The sequence below is a fragment of the Cytobacillus sp. S13-E01 genome (genome assembly GCF_029193815.1).
Lineage (GTDB): Bacteria > Bacillota > Bacilli > Bacillales > Bacillaceae_L > Bacillus_BV.
The window spans coordinates 16,689-29,607 of the sequence record NZ_JARFVC010000027.1; the positions used below are offsets into that span (position 1 = coordinate 16,689).

General features: G+C 37.1%; 10 protein-coding genes and 1 pseudogene. 2 read left to right on the forward strand and 9 right to left on the reverse strand.

Annotated features, from left to right (window positions below):
- Window positions 1–494: 494 nt before the first annotated feature.
- Together PY093_RS15300 and PY093_RS15305 are read right to left on the reverse strand one after the other, a co-directional pair.
- Window positions 495–2,075, reverse strand: coding sequence for a multicopper oxidase family protein (locus tag PY093_RS15300; protein WP_275646752.1), 1,581 nt, complete (start codon window positions 2,073–2,075; stop codon window positions 495–497).
- 106 nt (window positions 2,076–2,181) lie between these two features.
- Window positions 2,182–2,793, reverse strand: a complete 612-nt coding sequence (locus tag PY093_RS15305; protein WP_275646725.1) for an NAD(P)-binding protein — start codon at window positions 2,791–2,793, stop codon at window positions 2,182–2,184.
- Between the two features lie 175 nt (window positions 2,794–2,968).
- Between PY093_RS15305 and PY093_RS15310 the strand changes: the two genes are divergently transcribed.
- Window positions 2,969–4,087, forward strand: coding sequence for a YncE family protein (locus tag PY093_RS15310; RefSeq protein ID WP_275646726.1), 1,119 nt, complete (start codon window positions 2,969–2,971; stop codon window positions 4,085–4,087).
- Window positions 4,088–4,401: 314 nt separating this feature from the next.
- On the opposite strand, the gene PY093_RS15315 is transcribed toward PY093_RS15310, so the two are convergent.
- Window positions 4,402–5,139, reverse strand: a complete 738-nt coding sequence (locus tag PY093_RS15315; RefSeq protein WP_275646727.1) for an IucA/IucC family C-terminal-domain containing protein — start codon at window positions 5,137–5,139, stop codon at window positions 4,402–4,404.
- Window positions 5,140–5,304: 165 nt separating this feature from the next.
- Here PY093_RS15315 and PY093_RS15320 point away from each other — a divergent pair.
- A pseudogene (locus PY093_RS15320) lies at window positions 5,305–5,570 on the forward strand (IS4 family transposase); the annotation flags it as partial.
- A gap of 5 nt (window positions 5,571–5,575) precedes the next feature.
- On the opposite strand, the gene PY093_RS15325 reads toward PY093_RS15320, so the two are convergent.
- From PY093_RS15325 to PY093_RS15350, 6 genes are all read right to left on the reverse strand, one after another.
- Window positions 5,576–6,397 carry an ABC transporter ATP-binding protein gene (locus PY093_RS15325; RefSeq protein WP_275646728.1) on the reverse strand — a complete coding sequence of 274 codons (822 nt, stop codon included), beginning with the start codon at window positions 6,395–6,397 and terminating at the stop codon, window positions 5,576–5,578.
- Window positions 6,398–6,430: 33 nt separating this feature from the next.
- A complete protein-coding gene (locus PY093_RS15330; protein ID WP_275646729.1) occupies window positions 6,431–7,468 on the reverse strand; it encodes a FecCD family ABC transporter permease in 1,038 nt (345 codons plus the stop codon).
- Window positions 7,465–8,478 carry a FecCD family ABC transporter permease gene (locus PY093_RS15335; protein WP_275646730.1) on the reverse strand — a complete coding sequence of 338 codons (1,014 nt, stop codon included), beginning with the start codon at window positions 8,476–8,478 and terminating at the stop codon, window positions 7,465–7,467. The genes PY093_RS15330 and PY093_RS15335 overlap by 4 nt, the downstream gene beginning before the upstream one ends.
- A 253-nt stretch (window positions 8,479–8,731) precedes the next feature.
- On the reverse strand, window positions 8,732–9,781 hold the full coding sequence (locus PY093_RS15340; RefSeq protein WP_275646731.1) for an ABC transporter substrate-binding protein: 1,050 nt from the start codon (window positions 9,779–9,781) through the stop codon (window positions 8,732–8,734).
- 524 nt (window positions 9,782–10,305) lie between these two features.
- Entirely contained in the window at window positions 10,306–11,445 is a 1,140-nt protein-coding gene (locus PY093_RS15345) for an IS4 family transposase (protein ID WP_275646732.1), read from the reverse strand.
- Window positions 11,446–11,652: 207 nt separating this feature from the next.
- Complete coding sequence (locus PY093_RS15350) at window positions 11,653–12,900, reverse strand: TerD family protein (RefSeq protein ID WP_275646733.1); 1,248 nt, start codon at window positions 12,898–12,900, stop codon at window positions 11,653–11,655.
- Window positions 12,901–12,919: the final 19 nt, after the last annotated feature.

The window sequence follows — 12,919 nt, forward strand, 5'->3', positions numbered from 1 at the left end:
CCTAAAACAAAAATCATTTTGCTGGATTTATCACTTTGCTTCGAAGGTTGCCCGGCATTAAGTGAGCCGCTCATGATAAGTAATGTAGTATTTGATGAAATTAATCCTACCACACCAATAGGTTTAATGTAAATAATAAAATCAAAAATTTTAAAAATTCTCATTCAATCCCTTTTTGGGCATTTTCTTATCAATCCTAGTAAGTTCTAAACCTTGAAGATTGTTAATCAGATAACCGTTAACATAAAAAAAAGAGTAAACGGTCATCAGATGCACAGTCTGATGACCTTAGTTTTGAGGTGGGGTTTTACTGCCCCTTGAGCGTGGGATGAATTTCTCGGTTTATTTCCGGAAAATCTGTAGCGGCAATCAGTGTTCTTAGCGCTTACTGCTGCTATTAGGCGCTAAAACTTTTGTTCAAATTACTTTAGGAACAATCAAAAATGCGGCCGTTTTTACGACCGCATTTTTAGGATGAGTAGGACCATCCATTATTATTCAGGTTTGTTATTTGCTTCTGGATCTGGGGTGAAATCTGGCATGAAACCATCATATTTAACCTCTGTAACCATTCCTGCTGAAGCATGGTGAAGGTCATGGCAGTGGAATAGCCAGTTTCCAGGATTATCCGCTTTAAATGCGATCACGTATTCATCCCCAGGCTCTAGATTAACTGTGTCTTTATAGATCGGGGATCCTTCAAGCGGTTTCCCATTTTTACTCAATATCTGGAAGAAGACTCCGTGTAAATGCATCGGGTGGTCATCTAATTTTGAATTATTGACCAAGTTAACTTTTACGAGGTCGCCTTCCTTCACATTAATACTCTCAGTATTCGGAAATGTTTTACCATTGATGGTATAGGCAAGTTCATTATCGAGCATCTCTGTGTTCAAGTTCATTGTATATTCTACATCATAGCTCTGATCTAATGAAAATCCTCCGTCTTGGGGAGCACCATAGTTTGTATATGTGAACGTTGGTAATTCCTCATCCTGGTTTGACTTGTCCGTTGATTCTGTAGCGCCTTCATACTGGATTTTCGCCTTCATTCCATCAGTACCTTCCATGTTGCCATGGCATTCAAGTAGCCATTCACCTGGATTGTCTGCAACAAATTCGATGTCATACCGCTCACCAGGTGCAATAGAAAGTAATTCATTTTCTATTTCCTGAGGCTCGTTTAATTCCTGCCCATCAATAGCCACTACTTTAAATTTATGGCCGTGTAGGTGAAGTTTGTGGGTCATGTATCCGATATTTGCTAAGCGAATCCGGACTTTTTCACCCTCCTTCACTATAAGAGGATCGACACTTTCTCCGCTTTTTCCGTTAATCGTGAAGATATCATAGGCGCTCATGTCATCCATCATCATGCCATCATTTTCATCTGCTTTTTCTTCGTCATTTCCATTACTCATGTCCATGCCTTCCATGTCCTCATCGTCTTCACTCATGTCCATACCTTCATTGCCTTCACTCATGTCCATGCCTTCCTCAGGATTACTCATCCATTCATCAAGCATAAGCGAATAATCGCGATCATATGATTTTTCTTTAGGCTCTACAATGAAAGAACCATATAGTCCCTTATCAAGTTGATTGACACCATCTTGATGGGTATGATACATATAAGTGCCCGGATCTTCAGGTATAAATTCATACGTAAAGGATTCTCCAGGCTGAACGGCATTTTGGGTAACTCCAGGAATTCCGTCCATATTATTTGGAACCGTAATCCCATGCCAGTGAATTGTGACAGGGTCAGGAAGTTCATTTGTTAAATTGATCTTGACTTTTTCCCCTACATTAACACGAAGCTGCGATCCTGGTACTGAACCATTAAAAGTCCATGCATCTATACTTACTTCGTTGTTTAGTTGATGGGTTGCCTCTTTAGCGACAATATTAAATTCGTTACCTGACAATGTTTCAAATTTTGTAGTTTGCAGACCAGCAGGTTCCTTTTTATCGCCTTCCATATTCATGCCTTCCATATTTCCGCTATCTTCTGTTTGGCAGGCTGCCAATACTAATAAAACGAAAGACAACAATGCAATAAGTTTTATTTTCATATTCATATTCATACCTCCTGTGTTGTTGAAATGATTTTATAATATAAGTTTGCAGAAACTATGAATTTTACATGGGAGCCTTACTATTATTTGACCCGGTGCTTGGTTAAGTTTCAAATGGTAGAAGCTGCATAAATAATCGGTATCTTTCCTCTTTCGATCGTTTATATCTTTCGTCGATTGCTTCTTTGTATAATTTTCGTTTTTCTTCTTTTGATAACGAACTATGTTTAATCTTTATTCTAGCATCATGTAAAAACTCTACATATTCTTCATATGAATCATCGTATCTTTCTTTTAAGTTGTCGCGGATTTTTTTTGCTAACATCGGACTTGCTCCCCCAGTTGCAACGCTGATTTGCAATTTGCCACGTGTGAGGGTTGCCGGAATGTGAAAATTACCTATTTCTGAATCGGTAATTACATTTATAAGCTTTGTATCTTTCGTATTTTCATATATTTCCCGGTTTATTTCCGGAAAATTGGTAGCGGCAATGATGAGAAATGCATCCTTATAATCGGCGTATTCAATTTCTTTTCTGATAACATTAATTTCCCCTTCCAAATACAGTTGCTCAATCTCTTGTATAATTTTTGGGCTAACAACAGTAACAGCTGCTTTTGCTTGAAGAAGAGGGCCTATTTTTAAAAAGGCAATGGCTCCCCCCCCCACTACCACACACGGTTTGTCTTCTATCTTAAGTGTAACCGGGTACATAGATGCACTGCTCCTTTCTCTCCTAAATGGTTTCTCAAAATATAAAGATACCTAATAGTTTGTTTGAAAAGTAGCTAAAAGTAAACAGTGAAATATCTTATTTTTGATTCATTTATGACAATAAGGGAAATATAAGGTAAAATGTTTCTAAAATCATATTTTGGAGGAATTCAGCATGAACCTTACATTAACACGTAAAGGAAACTGGATCTGGTTTCTTTTATTGGTATTTGGTTTGCTTCTAACAGCCTGTCAAAATGAAGCAAAACTATCAACTCCCACACCTACTTCCGACTCTCCTCAAGACACTGTAACAAAGTTGGATGTCCCTTCATTGAACTTACTAATGACAAATTCAATGGGAGACTATATCTCATTTGTAAACCCTGCCAACGGAACAACCCAGAAGGTAAAAGTAGGGGCTGCGCCATTTGGTCTTGCCTTGGCACCTGAAAATCGCGCATATGTTGCAACTGCTGAGGGAGTTGCTGTTATTGATACAAAAGATAAGAAGCGTATTGCACTCATTCCATATCGTTCGAATATAAATGAGATTGAATTCGGAGAATATCGCGCAGGGGGTATGGGAATTGCCGTTTCTCCTGATGGAAGCCGAGTGTTCGTCGGAGTTTATCTACCTGGTGAAGTAAACCAGCTAGAGATTATCGACACAGACCGTCTTGAGGTAATTGATAGCGTCCCGATCGAAAATAGGCCATTTCAGGTGCTTATCAGTAATGATGGGCGTGAGGTATATTCTATTAATCATGATTCCTATTCAGTTACAGTAGTAGATACATCCGATTTAAGTGCACGGACAATTGAAGTTGCACCACTAGGACGTGGTGCCTTTGATAAACCAAATTATGGTGCAGTCGATACGAAAGGACGTTTACTTCTTCCCTTTCAAGGAGAAGTACTTGCAATTCTAGATCCCAAAAGTGGTGAATATACTGAAGAACCGATGAATGCAAACACCCATCTTTCTGGAGTCACTTATCGAACGGACGATAACAAATTATATATTATCGGAGCAGGAGCTGCAGGTGGTGCTGATAAAGGCTCAAGTCTTGTTGAAATGGACCTTGACACTATGAAGGAAACCATTTTTCCTTTAAGCCGTCCACACGAAAATGTTATCACAAGTCCTGATGGAAGATGGGCCTTTCTAACTGGCGGTTATACCTTGGCAAACTATGGCTGGGATGGAATTACAATTCTAGACCTCAAAGAAGGAAAATCAATGGAACTTCCAGTCGATGGTCAACCTCTAGATATCAAAATTATCGAATAGTCTTTAAAAGGGGACCGAATCATCCACTTTACATTTATTTAAGTGCATGTTAAATCGATTAGCTTCTTCTTTAGCAAACACCATTCACGTAAGGAAAGGCCGACAACTCTATATGCAGTTGTGGGCCTGTTAAGTAAAACCCATTTGTTCAAATAATCGACATTTATCATGAGCAAAGTTTGATAGCAACCCAGGCAGTGTCTTATTAAATAAACACTACACCTATTCTTTTAGAGGTTTCGTTAAAATACAAAAAATAATAGTTTTTGGCTTCAATAAACCATCAGCATATTCAGCAAAACGTATTTCATAAATCAATTTCTATTTGTCTGCTTACTCTTAACTGGACAGTTGCTACAATAACCAATCCCTTCAACATCTTCATCTAGTTTATAGTACATGCAGCATGTTTTCCTAGAGGGATTCACTTTAAGTTCTTCACCTATTTTCAAATAATGTTTAATTGGATTTTTTTCCAAGTTAAACAAGTCTCCACTAGCACTTCTCAGAAAATTAAAATCATCGTACAATCGGTATACCGTTACAGAGTCCAACTCTTTTGCTAGGAGTTTTCTGTAAGTAGAGTTAATTCGAATAGCAACATTTTCCCACAATATGGATGAATTGATACGTGATGTCTTTTTTAATACTTCTAAAACCGGTGTAATATGGGATGAAAAAAGGTTGCGTAACACCCTTTCACGCCAATGTTCTCTTTTCATACCCTCAACTTCCTGCCATTTACACATACCTTCTTGAATACATAATTTACGGTCCTTACCTAATGAGCATGCTTTTACTGATAAGTTAAGGGCACAGTTGAATTCGACCATACTATATAATGTGGAAGACACAACTAGATAAGCATATCTTTTAGAAAGCATAGAGGCTGCTACTATTATATTCGGGGCTTTAATTTCTAACATTTGCCTTTGTAGAAACAGTAGACATTTTTCCTCATTTAACAGATCAACAATTGCAATATCCTTAGGACTTTCGTGTTCTAAATATATATCAAAAGCCTTTAGTTTGTTCAAAACAATACTACTCATTTTTATCATCCTTAAATTGAATTCGTTTCTAATTAAGATAATGAAAATTATATCAAACAGGAAAATGACTTACTTAAATGATAGATATGTGAAGAAAGTCCTTAAAAAATGCCATTCTTTGCTCCATCATATTGTTATGGATAATGGGACACCACTAAAAGTGGTATTATGTTTACTCGTTTTATTTTCCTATCATGGAAAAATTGTTGTAACACTGATCAACGTACAATAGGGGGCTGTTTTACGAATTAAGTGATGAAGTAAATAAACTTGATTGGGCTGTCGCACTACAGCAGTAAAACGATCAGGACATATTAAAACAGACCAATAAAAAAATCAAATTATAAATTCAAAGTCAACTTGAACGGTGGTTCACTGGCCTTCCCAATTATATCAAGGCCTATTTACCGAATTCACTCTGCGAAAGTTGAAGCCACTAAATACTCTTCCTATATTTCTTATTTTCCCCAACACGTCTCCCTCTACCATATGGAATACATAATGGAGTCCCAAATATAGGGTCTTTTGTAATATCACACTCCATTCGGAAAACATCTTTTACCATTTCGGGGGTTATTATATCTTCTGGTTTTCCCTGTGAATAAACCTTTTTATTTAGAACAGCCACTATATGGTGTGCATAACGACATGCGAGATTTAGATCATGTAAAACCATGACTATAGTTCGGTTTTCTATTTCATTTAACTCAAAAAGGAGATCCAAGATTTCGATTTGATGTGTCATGTCTAAATAGGTTGTAGGTTCATCCAACAAAATAATATCTGTTTTTTGCGCCAAGGTCATCGCAATCCATGCTCTTTGTCTCTGTCCTCCGGATAAGGAGTCAACTGACCTATGAGCAAATTCTATCATCTGTGTTGCTTCGAGCGCTTGATTAACCACTTTTTCGTCTTCATTTGACCATTGCTTCAACCAACTTTGATGTGGGTACCTTCCTTGTTTAACAAGTTGTAGAACCGTAAGACCTTCGGGAGCAATTGGTCCCTGTGGTAAAATAGCAAGACGTTTTGCTACCTCTTTGGTAGATAAATTTCTTACTACTTCTCCTTCTAGAAATATTTTACCTGATTTAGGTTTTAAAAGACGCGCAAGTGACCGTAATAAAGTTGACTTTCCACAACCATTGGCTCCGACAAATACAGTAATTTCCCCTGACGGAATCTTTAGATTAAGATCTTCAATTATTATAGTGTCATTGTAGGCTAGAGTAAGGGAACTTGTTTCTAACACACTCATAGTCTCACCCCTTCTTTAAAAATTCATATTTCTTTACATATTACGATTTTTATATAATAAATAAATAAAGAATGGAGCACCAATTCCAGATACAAATACTCCTGCTGGAAGATCAAGTGGTAAAAAGGCTGTTCTGGCTACTACATCAGCTAAAATTACAATTAATCCTCCTATTAAAGCCGAAACTGGTATTAAACTGCCAAATGATCGACCAACTATTTTTTTTGCAATATGGGGTGCTATTAAACCTACAAATCCAATTCCACCCGCAAATGCAACAGCAGAACCAGCTAAAGCAACACTGACAATTAGCAAAGTAAAGCGGTAAAATTGTACTCTTGCCCCCAAGCCTAAAGCCACATCATCACCTAGTTCCTGTACATTAACTTCACGGGAAAAAATAAGAGCAAGTGGAATAAAAATTAACACCCATGGCAACATTGAATAAACATTCTCCCAATTTGCACCATAAATGCTACCCGTTAACCAAATGTACGCTTCACTTGTAGAGTATGTAGGACTAAGTACAATCATCATAGTTGTTAAAGAACCCATTACAGCCGCAACTCCGATACCAATTAGTACAATCCTTATTGGTGTTACACCCTGCTTCCATGCTAATAGGTAAATGATAAGAGAAACAACTCCAGCACCAACAATTGCAGCAAACGGCATCCATTTAATACTGATTTCTGAAAAATATGTAATGAATATAACCGCTGCTACTCCAGCACCCCCGGTTACTCCAATTATATCAGGGGAGGCCAATGGATTTCTAATTATCCCTTGTAGGATAAGCCCTGACACTCCTAGTGCTGCGCCTACAAGTAAGGATAGAAGCATTCTAGGTAGTCTAAGTGTATTAATTATAAATGTGTTTTCTCCATCTCCTGCCCCTACCAAATGTTGAACAATTGAAACTGGATTAATCATTGTACTTCCAACTGATAAGCCTATAATAAAAATGATTAATGTAAGGACAAATAACAACAAAAACATCTTAATGGCTTTTCTTTCTATTAAAAAGGAAAACTTACCTGATTTATTTCTAATGGTATTAAATTCTTTCATTCCTTTTTAAACCCCCTACGTGCTATGTAAATAAAAAATGGGGCTCCAATAAGAGCAGTCATTACACCAATTGGCATTTCTTCAGGCATAATAACAAACCTTGCCGCGACATCAGCCAATAATAACAAGCTTGCTCCGAACAAGGCACAATAGGGAATAATCCATCGATAATCAATTCCAACAAACGAACGAACAATATGGGGAACAATTAGACCTATAAAACCAATAGAGCCCCCCACTGCGACTGATCCACCTGCTAAAAAAACAATAACAATACCGATTAAGCTTTTTATTAAAATAGTTCTTTGCCCCAATCCCTTGGCTATATCTTCCCCGGAGGTCAAAATATTTATCGAAGTACCTAATAAAAATGATAATATCCCTGCTCCTATCATGAACGGTAAAATAGGTTCTAACATATCCATTGTTCTTCCTGAAACAGAACCGGCCAACCAAAACAATATTCCTTCTAAGTTTTGTTCATTAAGCACTAATATTCCTTGGGTAAAGGAACTAAAAAAAGCGGATATAGCAGCACCGGCTAATACAATTTTAATTGGAGATAATCCGTCTCTCCCTAAAGAGCCAAGAAAAAAAACCATGACGGCTGCAACTCCGGCACCCAAGAATGCTATCCACATAAAATGGACCAGTGACGTTACTGATAAAAAAACAGACGAAAAAACAACAAAAAATAATGCACCTGCATTTATTCCAAATATACTTGGGGAGGCTAAAGGATTTCTCGTTAACGCCTGCATCAAGGCACCTGCAATAGCAAGACTGGATCCAATAACAGTAGCGATAACTGCACGTGAAACTCTTGTTGTTGTAATTATAATATGTTCTGTTGAAGATTCGTCAAATTGAGTAAATGCCTCAATAGCAGTCTTAACTGAAATCGGTGTCTGTCCGAATACAATACTTGACATAAAAGATATAATAAAAATGCATATTCCAATGATAAACCCAATAATTTTTAGTGATGTACGAGGAAATAAGTGTGTCATTTTTCCACTCTTTCAAAACTAAGATTTTTAATAAGAAAAGCGCAGGGCGCCCGCCTATCGACGACAAGCATAAGACGAGCCCTGACTAAAGGCGTTTTTTGCCTTCGGGAAGGGATTGGCTTATACCATAGAGTCGATGGCGCCCGGAGCTAGACACTAAAACTAGGTACAAATTTTTATACTTTCTTTTCTTTTGATAAGAGGGGGATAGTACCCCCATTTTGTCTCTTAAACAGCACTGTACTGACTATTACTAATTTTCTAATTCAAAGTGTTCATAAAGTTGGTCTAACATCATATTGGCTGAAGTTATTCCACCTGCCATATTCCATGCAACTTCATCAATCTGATATACTTGATTGTTTTTTACAGCATCAAGTTCTTTCCATAAAGGATGATTAGTCCATTCCCCAAAAGTTTTTTGTACAGCATTTTCTTCACCCGGATCAGATAAGAAGTAGAAGAAAACATTTGCATTCATATTTGGAATACTTTCTTTATCTGTCAGTTTCAGAACAACAGTACCCTTATCTGCTTCTGCCTGCTGGAATTCTGAACGTACAAAACCAATTTCATCTAATATATCTCCTGCATAGCCTGTTACATAAATACGAGCATGATCTGCTCTGAAGTTAAGGACTGATGCTTGAATTGGCCACTTATCACCTAATTTAGCAGAAATCTTTTCTTTAAAATCGACAACACGATTATCCCAATCTGCAAGAAGTTCTTTCGCTTTATCTTCCTTATTCATCGCTTTTCCCATCAATTCAACAGTGTCTTTAAACTTAAATACCGTTTCATGTGTCACGGTTGGGGCAATTTGGGATAATTGGTCATAAACTTTTTCATGGCGTAATTTTGAAGCAATAATTAAGTCAGGTTTTAATTTTGCAATTTCCTCTAGATTTGGTTGTGTCTCCAGACCTACATGCTTAACCCCTTCCAAGTCGTCTCTTAGATATTTGTACATTGGCTGTTCTACCCATGAGTCAACAACTCCTACTGGTGTTACTCCCAAAGCAACCGCAACATCAGTAGCACCTTGATACAAGGTAACAATTCTTTTTGGAGTTCCTTCAATCGTTGTCGTTCCCATCGCATGAGTTATTTCTCGAACATTCTCTGATTCTGTTGTTTGGTTTTCCTCATTTTGTTCAGTTTGTTCGGCTCCTCCCTCATTGCTAGTTTGGTTTTCTGATGCCTGATTTCCACACCCAGCTAAAAATAATACGAAAAAAAAGATAACTGCAAGTAAAGAAAATGTATATTTTCTTTCAGATGAATATGTAATTGTAGACATAAAATTTCCTCCTTTTTAAATTCATATTATTGATAATGAAAATTATTATCATTTACAATTACAAATTTTATACTACTTAACTAATTAAATCAATAGTTAATTTTTAAAGAATTTCTAAGACAATTTTTCTTATTGATCTCTTACTTTCGTTACGATGAATCCATATAAGTGATTCAAAACTAGGTCTATTTCACAGACTAATAGGGGCAAATGAATATTACTTATTTTTATTTTTTTAGGTTCCTTCATAATAACGAACCCCATTGAAACATCTTTCAATGGGGTTCCTAATTATTATGCTCTTATGGTGGCTTACAGGGGTTGTAATTGATACTTTTTTGTGTAGGTATATCTACGCTTTATTAAAACAGTAGGGGCTACTGTTTGTTTATAAATTTCGGGGTTTAGCAACACCTTATATCATCCATTACTTGTAGCTGGTCGGTAAAAAACCACAAAGCCTCTCAACCCTAACTCACCTTATTTCGCTCCCGCACTAAGAATTATTTTAACACGAGTGTTGATTATCCAAAATTAGACAGACTTATCCCTTGTGAATTTTTGTATTTTTTCAAAACAACAGCCATTTCAGAGCACCAGTCAATAGGTAAATTGTCTTTCAGTAGTTTTCTTTGGAATGAGATAAACGACATTTTTTCGAATATCCGTCCTTCAGATGTCTTTGTATAAAGCCATTTCAATAGAACATAAGCGATTAAAGCGGTAAAAAGCTGATTAAAAACGGCATTTTCAGTCGTGCCAAATAAAACAGGAACATTTAGATTCTGTTTAATCCAGCGGAAGCACGTCTCGATTCTCCATCTTGCCTTGTACATGTCGGCGATTACTTCTGGCGAAACGTTCATTAAATTAGTAACAACACGCATCTCGTTACCGTAATCGTCCTTAAAAAATACCACCCGATGTCGATTCTTAGAACGAGATTGCTTAGTACCCAGTTGGCAGGTGATATCACGCGTGACAGGCGATCCAGCTACAAGGCGTTTTAAAGAATGAGGACGAAAAATCTCTACATTTTCTTTCATTCGAATGACAAACATTTGCTGGTCTGAGTCTGATGTAAATTGATCAATTCGCTTGATCTTAAAATAGGCTCGTTCTTCTACCATGATAAATCGAGAATCGACCAACTGTTCACCAATCGGCCCATCATGCACAAGTCCAGTAGTTTCAACGACTTGAAGTGGCATTTCAGTTAGAGGAGAATAGCTGACATGCAGTTTGATTCCTGCGCGCTCCCCATGATAAAGGGCCCACGGAAGACGTGACTTTCCCACTGTAATTGTGGTGGAGTCTACCAATAGGAGCTCCTTTGAAATTTTTAATGCTCGACGTGTCATTCGATTGCATTTAGACACGACTAAATGAAATAATTTCTTCATGATATTGTAGTCCACATGGCCAGCTTTCTTAGAGAGCGTGGAGTAATTGACATTGGGCAGTCCATATTGGTTGCCAACATCCGCACAGTCTCGATAACTTTTGAGCTCATTCATTGAAGTGCAGAGTAAATAATTAATGAGTGTTAACACATCAAGCTTACGAGCTGTATCCTTATAACCGATGGAGGCCTGAATGTCGGCTACTTCTTCTTCTGAGACAATCTTTTGAAACAAATTGTGGAATGTGGTATTCTTCTTCATGAGGGCACCTCTTCTGTAGTTTGTATGTTCGCAAACTCCATTCTACAAGAAAGGTGTCCTTTTTGATATATTTTAGTTGGATATTATTGGTTAATCACACTCGTGATAAAATATATCTATTTGAACAAAAAAATTTCTCAATACCTAATTGCTCAAGAAAGTCAATTTCTGAATATCCTACGCACTTTTTATGATAATATTTCTTGCCTACTTGTAATCGTTTTTTGGTCCTTCATCCATTAAAACCTCTACCATATTGGAAGACCCCATCTTAAGTTTAGGCCTACGCTCTGAGTTTAGCTTACTATAAAGCTCTAATGGACTTATAATAACTCCATCTAAGGTATTATGTAGGATTCCCGGCACACATGTATAAATTCTATCATTATTATTTGCATTCATGGAGGAAATGGTAACGGAGGTTCCACTATGGTTATCTATACTCATGGATACCTTGTATCTATAGAATGAGCCTGTCCCATTAGACTGAGCAGAATAAACCACAGGAACCACTGCGAGAATATCATTCGTTAGCCTTAATTTAATTATTTCTGTCTTCTTTGATCCACTGCTTCTCCCAATATCCCCCATATGTTCCACTGCCCCGTTACCAAACCGGTAGAGGGGCGGTGTTCCTTCAGCTCCAAACATTGCTACATCTATCTGCTTACCATTCTTTGTATAGACTAAAGCATAAATATCATAATCTGTCCCTGTCTTCCAAGATACCGTAGCAGTAATCTCTGGTGTTTTCTCAATGATAACTGACTTTTGACCTTTTTCGAGACTTATTTTACCCATTACCTTTTCAAGGCTTATCGTTGACAACGTGCTTTGTCTTTTATTATTTTCAGGAATAGTTAGAGTCTTTTCAGGTTCTTTTGGAGTTTGTTTTTGAATAGCTTTAGGTGCAGGGGGCTTGTTTTGCTCATCAAATTCAACCTCAACACCGTAATTTTTACATAACCCGTCAAGCCCGGAATCAAATCCGCGCCAGATTGATTTTGCCTTTATCTGACTATTCCTTAGATATAATTCTAATACGACAATTCCATTTTCATTTTTGAAGCTAGATGGGGTTAACTGGATAATATTGTTATCGGTGCATATCTCTGCCTTTAAACTCTTTACATTTGAAAATCCCGTGCTATTATCCTCTGTAAGAGTTATAGCTATTTTTGTAATACCTTCTGGGACTCTACTCATGTCAAAATCCATTTTATGTACTTTTGTATTACCTACTTTCTCAGATGGTATAAGGGTAGCTACACCAGAAGAACTCGTTGGTTGATTATAAAATATAATTCCGCTGTCCCCTTGTACCTTGTCTGAATCAGTTAAAAGGAAAGCTGTTAAGGAAATATCTATCGTATTAGAAATTTCGTAGCTAACAGTAACATTACCTTTTGGGGAACTTAAAACTGTATTGGCTCCCATCTGAAGAAATTGATTCATTTCAACAACTCCCTACTCC